This window comes from Streptomyces sp. NPDC048192, from assembly GCF_043202415.1.
Lineage (GTDB): Bacteria > Actinomycetota > Actinomycetes > Streptomycetales > Streptomycetaceae > Streptomyces.
Map to the genome: position 1 here is coordinate 1 of NZ_JBIDAL010000036.1, position 16,319 is coordinate 16,319.

15 protein-coding genes and 3 pseudogenes are annotated in these 16,319 nt (G+C 69.0%); 13 read left to right on the top strand and 5 right to left on the bottom strand.

Annotated features, from left to right (window positions below; all coding sequences use genetic code 11):
* Positions 1–137 precede the first annotated feature (137 nt).
* Positions 138–719, bottom strand: a complete 582-nt coding sequence (locus tag ACGFZN_RS39630; protein ID WP_393863347.1) for an ATP-binding protein — start codon at positions 717–719, stop codon at positions 138–140.
* Positions 720–898: 179 nt separating this feature from the next.
* On the opposite strand from ACGFZN_RS39630, the gene ACGFZN_RS39635 reads away from it, so the two are divergent.
* The gene (locus tag ACGFZN_RS39635) at positions 899–1,528 is read left to right on the top strand and encodes a TetR/AcrR family transcriptional regulator (protein ID WP_393863348.1); all 630 of its coding nucleotides are present in this window, start codon (positions 899–901) and stop codon (positions 1,526–1,528) included.
* A 189-nt stretch (positions 1,529–1,717) separates the two neighbouring features.
* On the top strand, positions 1,718–1,981 hold the full coding sequence (locus tag ACGFZN_RS39640; RefSeq protein ID WP_393863349.1) for a hypothetical protein: 264 nt from the start codon (positions 1,718–1,720) through the stop codon (positions 1,979–1,981).
* A 496-nt stretch (positions 1,982–2,477) separates the two neighbouring features.
* Here the strand turns inward: ACGFZN_RS39640 and ACGFZN_RS39645 are convergent, their stop codons facing one another.
* Positions 2,478–3,236 carry an STAS domain-containing protein gene (locus ACGFZN_RS39645; protein WP_393863350.1) on the bottom strand — a complete coding sequence of 253 codons (759 nt, stop codon included), beginning with the start codon at positions 3,234–3,236 and terminating at the stop codon, positions 2,478–2,480.
* On the opposite strand from ACGFZN_RS39645, the gene ACGFZN_RS39650 reads away from it, so the two are divergent.
* The 8 genes and pseudogenes from ACGFZN_RS39650 to ACGFZN_RS39685 all read left to right on the top strand — a co-directional run bounded on the left by ACGFZN_RS39650 (position 3,133) and on the right by ACGFZN_RS39685 (position 10,662).
* Positions 3,133–3,483 carry a helix-turn-helix transcriptional regulator gene (locus ACGFZN_RS39650; protein WP_393863351.1) on the top strand — a complete coding sequence of 117 codons (351 nt, stop codon included), beginning with the start codon at positions 3,133–3,135 and terminating at the stop codon, positions 3,481–3,483. The two genes, ACGFZN_RS39645 and ACGFZN_RS39650, sit on opposite strands and share 104 nt — an antisense overlap.
* Positions 3,484–4,387: 904 nt before the next feature.
* Complete coding sequence (locus tag ACGFZN_RS39655; RefSeq protein ID WP_393863352.1) at positions 4,388–4,849, top strand: MarR family winged helix-turn-helix transcriptional regulator; 462 nt, start codon at positions 4,388–4,390, stop codon at positions 4,847–4,849.
* 11 nt (positions 4,850–4,860) lie between these two features.
* Positions 4,861–5,280: a hypothetical protein gene (locus ACGFZN_RS39660; protein ID WP_393863353.1), complete on the top strand. Its 420-nt coding sequence runs from the start codon at positions 4,861–4,863 to the stop codon at positions 5,278–5,280.
* 72 nt (positions 5,281–5,352) lie between these two features.
* Positions 5,353–5,673: pseudogene (locus ACGFZN_RS39665) on the top strand (hypothetical protein); the annotation flags it as partial.
* A 476-nt stretch (positions 5,674–6,149) separates the two neighbouring features.
* Positions 6,150–8,243 carry a SpoIIE family protein phosphatase gene (locus ACGFZN_RS39670; protein ID WP_393863354.1) on the top strand — a complete coding sequence of 698 codons (2,094 nt, stop codon included), beginning with the start codon at positions 6,150–6,152 and terminating at the stop codon, positions 8,241–8,243.
* 395 nt (positions 8,244–8,638) lie between these two features.
* On the top strand, positions 8,639–9,622 hold the full coding sequence (locus ACGFZN_RS39675) for a DMT family transporter (RefSeq protein ID WP_393863355.1): 984 nt from the start codon (positions 8,639–8,641) through the stop codon (positions 9,620–9,622).
* 128 nt (positions 9,623–9,750) lie between these two features.
* A pseudogene (gene tpg, locus ACGFZN_RS39680) lies at positions 9,751–10,282 on the top strand (telomere-protecting terminal protein Tpg).
* A 230-nt stretch (positions 10,283–10,512) separates the two neighbouring features.
* Positions 10,513–10,662, top strand: coding sequence for a hypothetical protein (locus tag ACGFZN_RS39685; protein ID WP_393863356.1), 150 nt, complete (start codon positions 10,513–10,515; stop codon positions 10,660–10,662).
* Here ACGFZN_RS39685 and ACGFZN_RS39690 read toward each other — a convergent pair.
* Together ACGFZN_RS39690 and ACGFZN_RS39695 are read right to left on the bottom strand one after the other, a co-directional pair.
* The gene (locus ACGFZN_RS39690; RefSeq protein ID WP_393863357.1) at positions 10,652–11,518 is read right to left on the bottom strand and encodes a hypothetical protein; all 867 of its coding nucleotides are present in this window, start codon (positions 11,516–11,518) and stop codon (positions 10,652–10,654) included. The genes ACGFZN_RS39685 and ACGFZN_RS39690 overlap by 11 nt on opposite strands.
* 246 nt (positions 11,519–11,764) lie before the next feature.
* A complete protein-coding gene (locus tag ACGFZN_RS39695) occupies positions 11,765–12,256 on the bottom strand; it encodes a hemerythrin domain-containing protein (protein WP_393863358.1) in 492 nt (163 codons plus the stop codon).
* Positions 12,257–12,994: 738 nt separating this feature from the next.
* On the opposite strand from ACGFZN_RS39695, the gene ACGFZN_RS39700 reads away from it, so the two are divergent.
* The 3 genes from ACGFZN_RS39700 to ACGFZN_RS39710 are packed head-to-tail and all read left to right on the top strand — an operon-like array spanning position 12,995 to position 16,169.
* Positions 12,995–13,363: a hypothetical protein gene (locus tag ACGFZN_RS39700; protein WP_393863359.1), complete on the top strand. Its 369-nt coding sequence runs from the start codon at positions 12,995–12,997 to the stop codon at positions 13,361–13,363.
* A gap of 1 nt (position 13,364) precedes the next feature.
* A complete protein-coding gene (locus ACGFZN_RS39705) occupies positions 13,365–14,411 on the top strand; it encodes a hypothetical protein (protein ID WP_393863360.1) in 1,047 nt (348 codons plus the stop codon).
* Between the two features lie 9 nt (positions 14,412–14,420).
* Positions 14,421–16,169, top strand: coding sequence for a hypothetical protein (locus tag ACGFZN_RS39710; RefSeq protein WP_393863361.1), 1,749 nt, complete (start codon positions 14,421–14,423; stop codon positions 16,167–16,169).
* Between the two features lie 15 nt (positions 16,170–16,184).
* Here ACGFZN_RS39710 and ACGFZN_RS39715 read toward each other — a convergent pair.
* Positions 16,185–16,319 (bottom strand): annotated as a pseudogene (locus ACGFZN_RS39715) (IS5/IS1182 family transposase); the annotation flags it as partial.

Sequence of the window (16,319 nt, forward strand, 5' to 3'; positions counted from 1 at the left end):
AAGAGCCGAAACCCTTCGTCTGGACGAAGACCGCGGACGAGATCCTTGAACGCCTCGCAGGATATCTGAAGCGAATTCCCGACTCAGGACACTAGGAGCACATCTCAAAAACTTCCTAGACCGCGCGACGGCCCCGCTCATGCTGGGCTGTTCACTGTATTGGATCCGTCACCCGCCTGCGTCTGTGCGGCAGGCGTCTTCGCCGGCAGTTCGAACCATGTGGTCTTGCCGGTGCCGGTGAGGCTGCTGCCCCAGGCTTCGGCGAGGAGATCGAGTAGTTCTGTGCCGCGGCCGCCTTCTGCGTCTGCGTCGACGATCTGGCGTATCGGGCCGGCGGACTCGGTGTCCTCGACCTCGCACCTCAGGCGCGCGTCGCGGACCTGCAGGTTGAGCCGGAGCGGGCCGCGCGTGTGACGCAGGGCGTTGGTCACCAGTTCGCTGACCAGGAGCTCGGTGGTGTCGGCGAGGTCCTTCAGGGACCAGTCGCTCAGTTGCGCGGTCACCAGTCGCCTGGCCCGGCGGACCGACGTGAGCTCCCGGGGCAGGGGCCAGGAGGCGTCCCAGGCGGAGACGCGGCCTCGGGGGGCGTCGAGCGGGCGCAGTGGCGGATAGTTGCGCGACCAGAGGGCGCGCTGCCGCGCGAACCAGGAACTGACTCCTGCCTCGGAGGGCTGAGTCTTCCCCTGAGTGGTGATCCTGCCGATCATCGGGGTGGCCATGGGGATCAGTCCCTCCTGCGTCGGTGAGCGGCCCCCGCAGCGCCTGTGAGGCAGCAGTTCACGTAGCAGCCGCTACGCTCAAACATACATGTAGCACTCGCTTCGGTAAATAGATGGGCAAAACTAATTAAATGCGACTTCCGGGTTCCGTCCCCACCGCACTGCAGTCAGGAGTCTGAATGCCCCGACCGCCCGACCCCGCCAAGCGACGCGATCTGCTGAATCGGGTTCGTGACTATGTGATCCGCAACGGCCTGGCCGATTTGTCGCTGCGCCCGCTGGCTCAGGCGCTGGGCACGAGCGACCGCATGCTCCTGTACTACTTCGGCACCAAGGAGCGCATGATCGCCGAAGCGCTGGCCATGTTCGAGAAGCGGCCGCTGCTGCGCGCCCGGCCCCTGCTCGACGCCGTCGGTCCTCCCAGGGACGCCGCGGGGCTACGCCGCTTCCTCGAGGACGTCTGGCAGCAGTTCAGCGCCCCCGACATGCGTGCCGTACTCCCGCTCTACCTTGAAGTGATGGCCGCCAGCCTGCTTCACCCCGACCGGTACGGACCCGTCATGAGGGACATGCTCACCGAGTGGACGGACCTGATGGCCTCACTCTTCCGTGATCTGGGCCTGGCCGAGGAACGGGCCCGAGCGGAAGGTGCTCTCCTGGCCGACGCCTCCCTCGGTCTGCTCCTCGTACCGCTGGCCGACGGTGACTGGGAGCGGGCCGGTGCAGCCTTTCGCACGCTCCTCGACCGCCTGGAGCCCGGTTGGCAAGCCAGTGGCGAAGGCATGCCATCGGCCCACCATGGCAGGTGAGCGGGAACCGCCACGTGAGCGCTTGATCATGGTGCTGAGCGGGCGACCTCGGATGTGGCCGTGGGGTCTGCCAAGTCCAGTTCATGCGTCCGTCACTCATACGAGGGCGGCCCCGGGAAGTGCACGACAGTCGGGGCTGCCGTCACCCTCCGAGGCGGAGGCGCGTCGACGGCTCGCCGGGACCGCTTCGTGCTCCTCCACGTCGAACTGCCCGAGGAGGAAGGCCTCGCGCGGCAGGAGCCGGCCCGGCTGCTCGGTCTGGACGCCAAGGAACGGGACTGGTTCCGCAGACCGGGCGAGTCCGCGCGGGCCGAGTTCCCGGGCGACGTCGCCGGCTGCGTCGTCCCGGTGGTCCACGACGAGGAACTTCGGCTCCTCGAGGAACCGGGCCACCCGCTGCGGAGTCAGCCGGATAAGCCGGCTGTGCCTGTACGGGGGGAGAGACAGCGCTGACGGCGTCGCACGCGGCCGCGAGCGCCGGGTCCGCCCCCGCGCCTGCCCCGCCGATGCCCAGGATCAGTTCCGCCCGACTCGGGGCGACACCGAGGGCCAGGAGGCGGAGCCACTCGACGCGCAGGGTCGGCTCCGCTCGTCGGGGGCGTCCGGGTGACGGCCGGTGAGCGACAGCCATCCGGGTGTCCGTGCGCGCCCTGGCCCACACCACGCGCAGGTCGAGCCAGGTCCGCGGCAGCGTTCAGGTTCGGCATTCCACCGCTGCGCTGGGTGGGTGGTGACGGTTGCCGGGCTTCGGCCATGTTCTGCATGTGGTGCACGAGGCTCGGCAGCGGATGTGTCAGGCGTGCAGGCGGCGGGCAGCGGTGCCGGTGCGCAAGCGGTGCGGGTGATGGGGGCTGCTGCGGTCAGGACGTGAGGATGGAGATGCCGTCTCCGAGCAGTTTCAGTCCGAGGACGAAGAACAGGACGTGGCGGAGATCGACGTGGACACCGCTCAGGACCGAGGCGTGTGGAGGCATCCCGCGCGACTGACACGACTCCGCGAGGACATGGCGCCTGGAGACATTCCGGTCTTTGGTGAGGGGGCAGTGACCGGGGCTGGGCGACGTGACTCGGTGGTCGGCTGGTCCGACGTCCTGAAGAGTTCCTGCGCTCCGAGAAGGGTGAGCAACCTGTCGACGATTGTGCTGCGGGCGTCGATGACGACGGTCTTGCCGTGGCTGACGGCACGCTGGCGCAGCTCCATGAGGAGGCGGAGGCCGGCGCAGTCGCAGAAGTCCAGCTTGCTGAGGTCCAGGGCGAGGCCGCGGTCCGAGACGGCGAGGGCTTCGTGCAGGTCGTGGCGGAGCTGGCTTGCGGAATCGAGGTCCAGCTCGCCCAGGATTCGAACGCAGATCCTGTCCTGGTGGGGTGTGTACGAGGCGACCGCCAAACCGGTCGCAGGGGGCTTGTCCGCGGTTCCTCGGCTCTGCGCGCAGGAGTGGAGGGACCCGCTGACGATCTGGGTCCGATGAACGTGCTTGTACATACTGGCTCCCGCCGGTGTGCCGAGTACTGCCAACGTTCCCCCGGCATGTAGATGTACGCCAGTCAATACACGAAACGCAATACGTGTTTCCGATTGCACGAACAGTCGGTAAGGTAAGGGCATGGCTGAAGTACCTGAGCCGCACACCGGGTGGACCTTCCTGACCAACCATGCCCGTGTACTTGCGGCCGTCGCCGACAACCCACATGCGCGTATCAGGGACATCGCCGCGCACTGCCGGCTCACCGAGCGTGCAGTGCAGAAGATCATCGCGGACCTCGAACAGGACGGCTACCTCTCTCACACCCGAGAGGGACGTGGCAACACCTACCGGATCGATCCCAGCAAGACCTTGCGCCATCCTGCCGAAGCGGACATCGGCCTGACCGTAGCCTCCCTGATGTCGCTGCTCGTCCAGGACGAGGCAGACCGATCTCAGCGCCCCTATTCAGCCGCCCGCAGGATCGTTTGATCTGGTCGCGGCTGGCGTAGAGCGAGTCATGGTTTCCGCTGTGCCTGGCTCTGGCTGGCTTCCTGTCGCCGGCAAGCGCGGCACACGAGCCGGGCGCCCGCCCGGTAGCGGCCACTTACGCGGACAGCTCGAGGACCCTCAGGTCAGGTCGATGCCCAGCTCGGTGTCCGGCCGGTAGAACTGGCACGGTTGGTGGGGTCGGTGTGTGCTGCCCGTGCTTCGTCTGACCGGATCCTGTGGGGGTGCCATCGATCACCGCGCAGTCAGCCAGGTGGATGACGGCGGGCCTGGGGTCGTACGGGATGCGCTTTTACCCGACAAGGTAGCCCGTATTCATCGGCGGGGGAGCGAAGCCGGGCAGCGGGCCACCACCCTTCACCTTCCGTGGCCGCCGCTGAGGTCGGGGACCCCGTTCGGCGTGAGGACGGCCTGTCGCTGGCGTAGGTGCCGACGGTCTCGCTCTCGGCGAGCTGCTGGTCGAGGTGCGCCAGGATCGCCCGAAGCCGGGGCGGGTAAGGGGGTGGATCGGGCATGGCGTGCACCGTGCAGCGCCGCCCAGCCCGCAGGCCGCCGGCCCTGCCAGTACGGATGGAACAGCACCTCGGCAGACGGGCGGATCAGGCGGCGCAGTGCGGAGCGCGGGCGTACGGCGAGCTGCCGTTAGGTGGCGCGCCCCTCCTGTTGCGCGCGGGCCAGGTCGTCGAGAATCGGGCTCAGGGCCGGTTTCAACGCAGGTCAGGCAGCATCCGGAGTCGTGGCGGCCCTCCCGCGTACCGCGGAGGGCCGCGCCAACCTCAAGCCCGGATGCCCGGTTCCGTCACGGTCCGCTGGTGGTGTGGGTGGCCAAAGACCAGTCAGCAAATGATGTCTTGACAACAGTTGTCGCGGCACTCATTGTGGAGGGGTGACATCTTCCCCCAGCGGATTGCGTGATCACCTCGGCTACTGGCTGCGGCGGCTCTCCGACGAAGTCCACGGCCGGTTCGAACGGGAACTCGCCGCGCACGACGTGACCGTCTCCCAGTGGGCGGTCCTGATCACCCTGTACCGCGGCGACGCCGCCACCACCCGCGAGGTGGCCCGGTACATGGGCATCGACGCCGGCGCGGTGTCCCGCTTGGTCGACCGTCTGGCCGCCAAAGGGCTGATGAGCCGAGAACCGGATCCTGCGTCCCGCCGCACCCTGCGACTGACACTCACCGACGCCGGCCGCGACCTGGCGCCCAGGCTGGCGGAGATCGCCGACCGCAACGACGCCCACTTCTTCGCCGCCCTGGAACCGGAGCAGCGCCGCCAGCTGGAGTCCTGGATACGCCGCCTCGTCGGCGAAGCCCACCCAGGGCCTCCCGCACCACCCACCCCCTGAAAGGCACCACCGTGAGCACCACCCCCACCACCGCACGCTCGATCACCAAGACCGTCACCATCGAGCGCCCCGTCCCCGACGTCTACGCCTTCCTCGCCGACCCGGCCAACTGGCCCGCCTGGGCGGTCGTCAACATCAAGGCCATCGAGCCCACCGGCGAGCCGGACTGGTGGCTGATGACCACCCCGCAAGGCCCAGCCAGGCTCCGCATCCACGGCAACGCCGAACTCGGAATCCTCGACCACGAGTACCTCGATGAACAGGCGTCCTGGCAGGTACCCGCCCGCGTCGTGGCCAACGGCACCGGTTCCGAATTCATGATCACGTTCTTCCAGCCGCCAGCCTTCACCGATGCCTTCTTCGACGAGCAGATCGCCCTGGTCGACACCGAACTCGCCACCCTCAAGCGCACCTTGGAAACCGGCGCGTGAGCGTGCCCCACTCACCGCACCCCAGGCTTCCGCTCCTGGCAGGGCCCGCACTGGCTCGTCCACTGCCAGAACGCGGCCGCCTTCATAGGCGAAGTTGGCTTCACCCAGCTGGCGGCCCATCCCGACGCCCTCAATCGGCTGCGAGCCGTGATGTGCCTCGATGGCGGGCACGACGAAAACCAACTCGAGCACTTCCTGAACCACTCGGGCGAAGGCGCGAGCGCCATACTGTTTGGCCGCACCGTGTGCGGCGCCCACCTCGCCTACGCCGAATCCGTCGCGCTCATGGAGCCGACCGCCGGTACCGCAGGCCGGGCACCGGCGGCGGCCGGGCGGGCCTGTCGGGCCGGCGGCGCTGGAGCCCGGCCAAGCCCGCCCGGCCCCGTCCGGTGAGGGCCGGCCTACTGCTCCTGACGCGGCGAACATGACCCCGACCGGCACGGTCGGCGGCGAGGGCGGTGCGCCGGTGGGAGCCGCCCGCTTCCCGGCCGTCACCCGTTTACCCCGCCTCGCCGATCACCTGGTGCCTCTGCCGGTCCCGGCGGACGAGCAGGCCAGCGCCAGCCGGCCGCAGATCGGTGGCGCGGGGCACCAGCGGCGAGACGGCCCGCGCCCGCCTCACGCGCCGGAACATCCCTGGAGACCGGCTGGGGCACGGCGGTGTCCCGCCACGGCGAGTGGCCCGGCGCGAGGCCGCCGGAGCAGGAACGGGACCAGCTGCCAGGCCAAGGCCCTGTGCCGCGACGAGACTGTGGCCGAAGGAATCTCTGTGCCGATTGAGCGGAACACTGGAAGGAAGGCCTCTCCACCCGGTCGTCGCGGTCAGGCGGGCGCGCCGGTGTGTTCAGCAGGTGAGAGGAGTCAGCGTGATGACTTCATCGGATGAACATCCAAACCGACCGGGTCATCCGAAGGACGCCGCATTGGGCCCGAGTGGCCTGATGGACCTGCTGGGCGTCGCTGCGGTACTGCTGGAGGCCGACGGCCGGATCGACATGTGGAGCCCGCAGGCCGAGCAGCTCTTCGGCTACACCCGCAGCGAGGCGCTGGGGCAGTACGCGGCTCCGCTCCTGCTGCACCCGGAACACAAGGACGCGGCGATCACGCTGTTCGCTCAGGTGATGGAGACCGGCCGGGGCTGGGCCGGAGCCTTCCCCATCCGGCACAAGGACGGCAGTACCCGGATGGTCGAGTTCCGCAACATGCGGCTGACGGACAACGCCGGCGACCATTACGCTCTGGGTCTGGCGACCGACCGGTCCACGTTGCGGCAGGTCGAGCGCAAGGTTGCGTTGTCCACCCGCCTGGTCGCCCAGGCGCCGATCGGGCTGGCGATCCTGGACACCGACTTGCGGTACGTGGCGGTCAACCCGGCGCTGGCAGCGATGCACGGAGTGCCCGAGGCCGACCATTTCGGACGCAGATTCGCCGAGATCCTGCCCGGTGCGTCCTTCCAGACCGCGGAGGCAGAGATGCGGCGGGTGCTGGCGTCAGGAGTACCTGTGGTGGACCAGCAGGTGGTGGGTCGGACGCGCGCCGACCAAAAGAGCGATCACGCCTGGGCGGTGTCGCTCTACCGGCTGGAGGACCAGCACCACAACGTGCTGGGCGTCGCCAACGTGGTCGTGGACGTCACCGACCGATACGAGGCAGCCATGAGGGCCGACCGGGCCCAGCAGCGCCTGCGCCTGATCGCCAACGGCTCGGCCCGGATCGGTACCACCTTGGAGGTGCAGCGGACCGCGCAGGAACTGGCCGACGTCGTCGTGCCCGACATGGCCGACATGGTCGCTGTGGACCTCTTGGACTCCGTCCTTGACACGGGCAGCACGGCCACGGACGAGGGTCCGGCTCTCTTCCGGGCCATGGCGGTGAAGACCGCCTACCCCACCGACGCCGCCCAGGCGATCGTGCCGCCTGGCCGACTGGCCAGGTATCACGCCGACCACCCGGCAGCTCATTGCGTCCGCACACGCGAGGCCCACCTGATCAGTCACCTAGACCCCGGCGACCATGACCGGATCGCCACCGACCCCGAGGCGGCCCGCCTGTTCACTGAGGCGGGCGTGCACACCGACCTGGCGGTCCCCCTCATCGCCCGGGAAAGGATCATCGGCGTCATGGGTCTGGCCCGCGCCAGCAATCCCCTGCCCTTCGACGAGGACGACGTCGCCCTCGCCTGCGAACTCGCCTCGACCGCAGCGCTGAGCATCGACAACGCCGTTCTCCACCATCACATCCGCAGCGCTGCAGAAACCCTCCAGCGCAGCCTGCTCCCGCAGCTCTCGCCCCGGCACCCCGGGCTGGAGGTCGCCGCCCGCTACCTGCCGGCCCAGGCGTTCAGCGAGGTGGGCGGCGACTGGTACGACGTCATACCGCTCGCGGACGACCGCACCGCCCTGACCGTCGGCGACGTCATGGGCAGTGGCATCGAGGCCGCCACCACGATGGGCCGACTGCGCACCGCCACCTCGACCCTCGCCGGCCTCGACCTCGACCCTGCCAGGATCCTCGCGCGCCTTGACGAGATCATCCTCGGCCTGGACCCGTACATCGCCACCTGCGTGTACGCCATCTACGACCCCCACCACGCCCGCCTGCAGGTGGCCTCCGCCGGCCATCTGCCGCCCGTCCTGACGCGGACCGGCAGGTCACCGGAACTGCTCGATCTCCCCACCGGCGCCCCACTCGGCGTCGGCGGCGTCCCCTTCGAGACCACCACCCTCGAACTGCAACCCGGCGATCAACTCGTCCTCTACACCGATGGACTGGTCGAAACCCGCCACGACCCCATCGACGAGCGCCTGCACGGCCTCATACGTCTTCTGGCACGGCTCGACCAGTCCACGGAAGACACCTGCGACCGGCTGCTGCAACAACTCCGGCACCCCGGCGGCCACGACGACGTCGCCCTCCTCATCGCACGCGCACAACGACGGCCCACTCCCCGCACCGAATGGTGACGACCCGCGGCGAAGCACGCCCGTGAACGGCATCGTCCCCGGCAGGCCGCGGCGCTGCACCCACGGCCCGCCCCGCGGGCGACACATGAACGACCACCTGGACGGCTCCGACGCTGACCACCACCGGCCGACCGACTGAGCGACAGAGCCCGAGCCCGTAGCCGGCGGCGGGCGCCGTCACCGACCGGCGCCCGCGGCTCAGCGGCTCCTCGGGCCCGAGGGTTCTCGCCGCGCGTTTCAAGGACTCGTGTGCCGTTCAGATCTCCTTACCCCCTCCTCGACGGCGGCTGACCCTGCCATCGGACCGGCGCCTCGGACGGAGAGGAGCAAGAGGCCCTCGGAGTGTTTTGGTGTTAGTCGCAGCAGGCTGGTTACCAGGTCTGAGTGTGTCCCCAGTGACCCCTGCACTTGCTGGTCCGTGTGCCGGCTGGCGGCTCGGGCGGCTCTCGGCGGGCAGTGCGGTGATTAGCCCCCTGCTGGCCGTGCTCGCCGCCGGGCTGAACGCGCTGGCGTCCGCTCTGCAGCGCAAGGCTGCCCGCGATCAGCCGGAGGATGAGAACCTGAGTCTGCGCCTGGTCTGGCACTTGCTGCACCGTCCGGTGTGGTTCGGCGGCATCGCGGCGATCATCGGCGCCTTCCTGCTGCAGGCGACCGCCCTGGGCACAGGAGAACTCTCTGTGGTTCAGCCCCTCCTGGCTCTGGAACTGCCGACGGCGCTGATCCTCTCCGGTTTCCTCCTCGGCAGCCGGCTGGGCCGTCGGGAGTGGGGTGCATCGGCGGTTATGGCGGCCGGCGTCGCCGGCCTGGTCGCCTCGCTGGGACCGAGCGGTGGGAAGACGACGTCGGTGCCTTGGTGGGAGTGGGCGATCGGCTGCGGAATCAACGTGCTCGTGATCGTTGCCGGTGTGCTGTGGTCCCGCGGCGCGTCAGGATCTCGCCGCTCTGCCATCCTCGGAGCCACGACGGGATGCGCCTTCGGACTGACGGCCGCACTGATGAAGGGCATGACGAACACCTTCTCGCACGGCTTCGTCGCTCTGCTCACCAGCTGGCAGCTGTGGGCCATGTTCGCCGCCGGGGCGTGTGCGATGTTCCTCTTGCAGTCGGCGATGCACGCCGGCCGGTTGCTGTCCACCCAGCCGGGCCTGACCATGGCCGATCCGGTGGTGGCCATCCTCTGGGGGACCTTGGTCTTCCAGGAGAGCGTGCGGGGAGGACTGTTCATTGTGCTGGCGGTCGTGGCCGCCGCGGCGGCGGCAGCAGCGGTGATGGTCCTGTCCCGCTCGCCCCTGCTGAGCGGGGAAGCGGGCCATCAGGAGCAAGACGACAAACCGAGCGGGGAAGGCCACAGTGAAGCGCCTGAGGCGAGGGGAGGATGAGGTGAGGGGCGGATGAGGTGGCCCACGCCGGTGCGGGCGCTCATCGTGCGAGGGCAGCCGGGGCCGGCTCTCCGCCGCTCGCCCGTCCCGCCAGCCGCCGACCGGCCCAGCGTCGTGCTCCATCCCGGATGCCGCTTGGACGGGGGAAGGTGATGCTGCCCCCCGAAAAAAGCACCCAGGCACAGATGAAGTACCTGGTCAAGCAGCTCAAGACCACCAAGCAGGTCGCTCAGCTGCTGGGCATCTGACAGTGCACCGTGGAACGGCACGTGGCCGGCACCCTCAAAGGTCCCCGCCAGGAGCTGCGTGAACGCATGGACCGCGAGGTCAAGAGGCGGTGGCAGCCGCAGGTGCGGGCGAGAGCGAAGGAGAAGGCCGCGGCCACCGACGGTCTTGTCGTCTCCACCCGGGCCCGGTTCGGGTTCACCGCCGCCCCGGGTACGACGGACGACGCCCGGATCCGCGACATCACCCAAGCCCGGCCACCCCCTAGTTCGCGGACCGACTGTTCACCGCCCGCGATCAAGGCGCCACCGAGCAACAGCTGCAGCAGATCGCGGCCGAGGGCCTCGCGTAGATGTTCTTCCGCGCCAACAACACTCGCGCGCACGGCTGGGCGTGGAGTTCACCGATGTGGAGCAGATCGAGATCGAGCTGTAGCAGGCCGGACGCCAACCAGGTCCGCATCAGCTTGTGACAGAGCGCTTCAGTTGGCGAGTGAGCGTAGGGGTTGGCGAGCTGAGCGGGCGGCTGTGACCGAGCGCGGCACATGCCCGGATGGAAAACTCCGATGCACGAATTCGGCCCGACGGTGACGCCCGAGCGCAAGCTGGCCCGTCTGCTCGTGATACCACCCGGGCGTGAGGTGATCTGCTCAGCAGAAGAGCGCCGTGCACCTGCTCGTCGAAGACTTCGATCACCCGGTCGAAGACCGTCTGATCCTCGCTGGCACGGGCCGCGGCGAGCTCCTTGCGGGACTGGCGTCGGATGGTCGGCGACCGGGCGAAAAGGCCTTTGCAGTGCTGGGTATCAGCTGCTGAGGTCGAACAGGCCCCACGCGGTGAATGGCTCGGCCTGGACGTAGATCCTGCTTCCTCGGCTGACGACCCGCCGGCGGCGGGGAACAGGGCCATTGGGCAGGGTGAGCACGCTGACCTCCATTGGCTCGACAGATGTTTCGGTGAGTTCTCCGTGGGCGAGTCGGTCCCGCTCCTCGCCGTAGCCGCCGTAGAAGGTGACTCGCTCGCCGTGGACAGCCAGCGCGTTGGCGCCCCGTACGCGGTTCGACCACACCCTCACGGGCTGGTCGGTGCGGGCGGGGCGTATCTCGACCAGCGGGAAGTCCGTGTAGGGGCACGCCCAGGCGGCGGTCCTCGACACGTTCAGCGCATAGCAGTCGAACAGACCGGGGATGCGGGCACCGTCCGACGTCCAGGCGAGCCGGCCCGTGGCGCTCCAGCGGCGGATTCCGGCCGGGTTCTCGTCGAAGTGACCGACCCAGATATGGCCGGCCCCGTCACCGAGCAGGTGCTCGATGGCGTCCCCGACGGAGAAGGACGAGGTCTCGCGCCCGAGCGCGTCGAAGACCTGGACCTGGTTCGCGTCCTCGTGCCGGCGGGCGCGCGACGCGGCGACGACGAACCCACCGTCCGGCAGGCGGTCCAGGTGCGGCCAGCGGGCTCGCACGGCGCTCAGTTCGGTGTATTCGACGTTGCCGCCCGGATGAACGGAGACGACCAGCGCGTCGAAGGGCAGGACATCGCCGTCGGGCTGCGGAGCGCGCTCGGCCAGCAGCCAGTGGGCGGCGCCGAAGACATCGACGGTACTGGTCAGGACGTGGCGGTTGCGGTGCGCTCGGGGGAGGTGGGCGTAGGGGATGAGGGCAGTCTTCTGCACGGACGGGCTCTCCTTGGTAAGCGGTCACGGCCATCGGTCGCTGCGGTGAGTTGCGATCGGCGGCGCGCGAGCGGGGGAGAGCGGAGCGGGGCGCCTAGAGGGCACGGCCCTTTCTGGTCGTCATGAGGTGATCATCGTCGACATCCAGCCTCATGACAAACCCTTTCGGCGCACTGCCCTCATTGATCGACGAAACCGTCCAGGATCCCGGTCCGGGCGTGGGGCGGCCCGTGGTAGGGGTCGGGGTCAGGAATTGAGGATGCGGCGTACGTTGTCGGGCGAGCCGCACCCGACCTTGAGCTGACGCTCGCGCTCCTCCCAGAACGCCGCGCCCAGTTCCTCGCGCCGTTCCATCGTCACGTTCTCACGTGCGCCGTTGAGGATGGTGCGCTCCTCCTCGTCGGCATGGTGGGTGACGGCCTCCACCAGTTCCTCCAGTTTGGAGTCCCACTCCTCGGAGCCGACCTCCTGCACCTCCAAGAGGCCCAGCAGGGCTTTGTTGCCCTCGTCGTGCTCGTGTTCGCCGTGCTCGACTTCGTCGTCGTCGATGTTCTTGTACCTCTTCAGGGCCGGATAGACCTTGGCCTCCTCGGCCAGCGCGTGAGCGATCAGCAGGTCCGCGAACTTCTTCAGCGCGGCCGCCCGGTCGGCTTCGACACTGCGCATCAGCCGCAACAGTTCCTCCATACGCCGGTGGTCCTGAAGGATGAGCTCGACGACGTCCTGTGTCTTGGCCATGGCAGGGCACCACTTTCATGCGATCGGTTGGACTTCCTGCCGCTTACCCTCACCGCCGCGGTTGATGACTCCCCAGCTCCGTCGGCCACAGTGCCCCTCCGCTGCCCTGCCCGACCGGGCCGCGCCTCGTCGACATCCCCCGGAGCGGGGGCGGAAGGCTAGTACTTCGTGCGGCCGGCGGCCGAGGGCATCGGGGCGTCGTTCTCGTCTTGTGAGAAACGGAAGCCCGCCAGCGGCGGCGTGGAGCGGGGCGCTTGGGTGCGACTGACCCGGCCGACCCCGGTCCAGCTCCCAGTAGGCCAGACCGGAGACGATGATGTCGCTGAGCCAGACCTGCAGGGCCGCTACCAGCCCAGCACTTACCATCCAGCTCCCGCATGATCGACTTGGCCTGGTGAGGAGCACCTCGTGCGTCGACCGGGTGCGTGCTCTGAACCCCGCTCGCTCGGGAACAAGCCGGGGGACCTGGCGCCCCCGGAAGCCGGGCCCGGACAGCCCGTGGTCGTCGAGGCGGGGCGGAGCGGCGGCTTCCTGACGAGGAGCCGTACTTTGGAGGTGCAGTAATTAGGGGATGCCGTCGAGGTCCCTTCGGGTTCGCCGAGGCCGCGTCAGGCGGCAGGAGGGTGAGCGCGAGTCGTCGCCCACCCAGGCGTGCGCCGTCTGTGCCTGCTCCGTCAGGCCCGATACCCTGGACGGGATCGGGTGGGGAGCAGAACTCGACGACATGGGGGCCGGTAAGTGGCAGCGGTGATCTCGGTGTCCGTGAGGGGCGCGTTACTCGGATTGGACGATCCGGAGCGGATCCGGGGCGCACTCGAGGCGGAGACCGGCCTGGAATGGCGCCGCGACGAGGTCGACCAGGGCTGGGTACTGACCGGCGGTATCGTCGAGATCCTGCTGGTGGCCGCCGTTTCCAAGCTCACCGAGGAGGCCCTCGGCGCGGCCCTGGACGCCACGAAGCGGGCCGTCGAGCGGTGGCGGGCGGGCCGGTTGGATCCGCCGCAGGCCGAGATCGAGGTGAGGCCCGTGCCGCCGTCGGCCACTGACGCCCCGGCAGGTACCCCGGACGAGGGCCGGCCCGGGGGATCCGAAGGAGTGAACGGCTGAGATGGCTTCACGCGCACTCGTGATCGCACCGGGGGAGTACCAGCCGGGCTCGAACATCCCGGGCTGGCCCACCATCGCCGCGAGCGGACGTATGTACCGAGAAGTCCTCGCAGGTGACGAGCTCTGGGGTGCGGACGGCTGCCGGGTGCTCGGCCCGGACGAGGCGGGGACGATCGACGGGGTCATGCGTGCCTTGGAGGAGACCGCCGCCGAGGTCGGCCCTTCGGACACCCTGCTCGTCGTCTACGTCGGCCACGGAGCCTGCTGGGGAGACGTCCCCGCCGGTGACCAGGTGCACTTCTCGGTCGGCACGTCCCAGGACCGGTCTCCGTGGACGTGGCTGAACAGCTGGTACGTGTACCGCGCCATGCGCAGGTCCGCGGCCGCCCTGAAGGTCCTCATCGCCGACTGCTGTTACTCGCACAGGCTGGGAGACCTGGGCCCGGCCGGGGAGGAGCCGAAGCTGCCGGGGGTGATGGGCCGCCAGTTCGAGGGAACCTGCGTCCTCAGCGCGCTCGGCCAGGATGCCGCGCTCGCCGGTCCGCTCGCCTCCGCCGCGGGGTGTCCCGGTCTCCCGGCGCCGTTCGACCAGTGCACCCCGTTCAGTGGGCACTTGCTCAACGTCCTCGCGCGAGGCACTCGGGACCGCAAGGACCAGCTCACCTTCGGATTGCTCCGAGAGGCCATCAAGGCCGAGATGGAGAAGTGCACCGCAGGACATCCGCAGCCGCGGATGGTGCTCAGGGACGCTCCCGACGGAACCCAGATCTTCACCAACCGGATGGCCGCCGACCAGCGTGTGGATCCGTCGCTGCCCACCGATCCACATGGCTGGATAGACTGGTTGAAGGGGGATCCGGACGCGCGCATCCCGTACCTGCTCAAGGACGAGTGCACCACCGCAGACATCGTCTCCGCCCTCTGCGACAGAGGGGACGACGACAGTCTGAAGCTGGCCGAGCACATCGATATACGGGCGAACGAGGCTTACCGTTCTCCGGACACCTTCGCCAGGTACTTCAGTCGGATGGAGCGTCGGGCAGCTTGAGCGTCACGCATGAGTAGGGCACGCCCCGGAGCCGAGGGCTGGCTGGATGACGACCGGACGTGGAGCGTCCGGTATTCCTGGGTGACCCGGAGCAGCACCGAAGAGATCGCGGCGCGCGTGCAGGCCCTCCGGAAGGGCAACGAGAGCAAGGGCGAGCCGCCTCGTCCCGCTGTCGCGATCCGGGTGCTGTACGCCTTCGCGATCCAGCGGCCGACCGACCAACTGATCGAAGCCGCAGCCAAGCTCCACTTCTACGACGCGGTGAACGTACTGGCGACGGCTGCTCTGTGGCGAAGCATCGGGGATGCCGCCGACCTGGCGTGCCGTCAGTCGGAGATCGACGGCGCCGCCTCCGCGGGCGCGGCCGGGCAAGGAGAGCGGCAGCAGCCGGAACCCGAGATTTCCGAGTACCGGCCCTCTGCACTGAGCAGAGGCATCGTGCACGATGTGGCTCGTCAGCGCACGGCGCTCGATGTGGCCGCGTTCGTACGGGAGTTGCGCGGGCGGGGCAAGCAGGACCTTGTCGAGGCCACGCTGAACACGTTCAGCGAGAACCGGACCCTGATCGACACGGCGCTGCTGTATCTCGCGCTGCGCGACGAAGGGTGCTCGGAGGAGGCGGCGGACCTGCTGGGACGGGCCGTGCAGAGGATCAACGCCTCCGGTGCGCGGCAGTCCGACACGACGACCCCGGCCGGGCTCAACGACCTGGTCGCGGCCCTGCGCATGCTCAGCCCGGTCGAGCCGGTGCTGGAGAACTGGATCGACACGCGGCTGTGCGACACGGACCTGGTGGAGCCCACGAGGGATACCGTCGCCAAGCTGATCTCGGGTTCGGAACACAGCCCGGATTCCCTCATCGACCATGTCGGCAGGCGGTTGCAGCACCACAACGTGGCCGCCGTCTGCCGGAAGCTGGCGGAGAGCGACCCGGAGCGATGCGAGGCGGTCCTGAATCAGGCTGCGGCACGCGAGGAGCTGTATGAACTCGCCGAGATCATCAGCCGCTGGCAGAGGTTCGAGACCGTGGCAAGGACCAAGGTCGACCTGTACCCCAAAGTCGTGGCCCGTGGCGTGGCATGCGCCACCGGACCGCGCTCCCCAGCCGAGATCGACACGCTCGTGAAAGAACTGAGGAACATCGACGCCGACCCGGAGTGTTGGCGCCTGTTGTACATAGCCGCAGCGGAGCACATCGACGGCCGAACCGGCGGTGACCTGGTGCGACTGCAGACGAAGATCGAGCGCTCCCGGGACGTGTACCGGGTGGCGCGTACCGTCGCCCGCCGGCTCACCGCCGGACTGCTGAACGGGAGTGCCGGCCCCGAGGTGTTCGCCGACTACGTCACGGCACAGCAGATGCAGGGCAACCGCGGCAGGATCGCCGCGGACCTGGCCTGCAAGGAGCTGTCGGATCCCTCCGATCCCGAGCTGGCCGGGGTGCCGATGGGCGGTGTCGTCGCCGAGACAGCCGCCCGCCTCTACGGCCACGGAACGCGTCGGGGCTGGAGCCAGGAGAAGGCCTGGGACTTGCTGGAACGCTGTCTGGAGAACGAACAGCGGATCACGCCTGCGGACGTGGTGGCGATCACCGAGCAGTTGCGCGCCAGCCGAATGGACGGACAGCGCCGGCGTTTGCTGTACCGGGGAACGGTCGGCCGGTGGGCCGACGCGGTGCGCCGCCAGGAAACAGTGAGGCTGCTGCAGAGGAGGGGCTTCGAGGAGGAGGCCGAGCAGGTCGTGGAGTCGGTGCACTAGGCAGTTTCGTTTGGATCAGCGGGCGGACCACAGGAAGATGCCGGCGATGTGGAGCGCGGCCAGGTAGATGGTCGCCGTCTTCTCGTAGCGGGTGGCGATGCCGCGCCACTGCTTGAGGCGGTTGATGCACCGCTCGACGGTGTTGCGCTG

Bases quoted from the DNA above. Each gene is read 5' to 3' on its own strand.
- ACGFZN_RS39670 (WP_393863354.1), top strand. From the start codon at position 6,150: ATGACTTCATCGGATGAACATCCAAACCGACCGGGTCATCCGAAGGAC.
- ACGFZN_RS39710 (WP_393863361.1), top strand. From the start codon at position 14,421: ATGAGTAGGGCACGCCCCGGAGCCGAGGGCTGGCTGGATGACGACCGG.
- ACGFZN_RS39650 (WP_393863351.1), top strand. From the start codon at position 3,133: ATGGCTGAAGTACCTGAGCCGCACACCGGGTGGACCTTCCTGACCAAC.
- ACGFZN_RS39705 (WP_393863360.1), top strand. From the start codon at position 13,365: ATGGCTTCACGCGCACTCGTGATCGCACCGGGGGAGTACCAGCCGGGC.
- ACGFZN_RS39635 (WP_393863348.1), top strand. From the start codon at position 899: ATGCCCCGACCGCCCGACCCCGCCAAGCGACGCGATCTGCTGAATCGG.
- ACGFZN_RS39695 (WP_393863358.1), bottom strand. From the start codon at position 12,256: ATGGCCAAGACACAGGACGTCGTCGAGCTCATCCTTCAGGACCACCGG.
- ACGFZN_RS39630 (WP_393863347.1), bottom strand. From the start codon at position 719: ATGGCCACCCCGATGATCGGCAGGATCACCACTCAGGGGAAGACTCAG.
- ACGFZN_RS39645 (WP_393863350.1), bottom strand. From the start codon at position 3,236: ATGTCCCTGATACGCGCATGTGGGTTGTCGGCGACGGCCGCAAGTACA.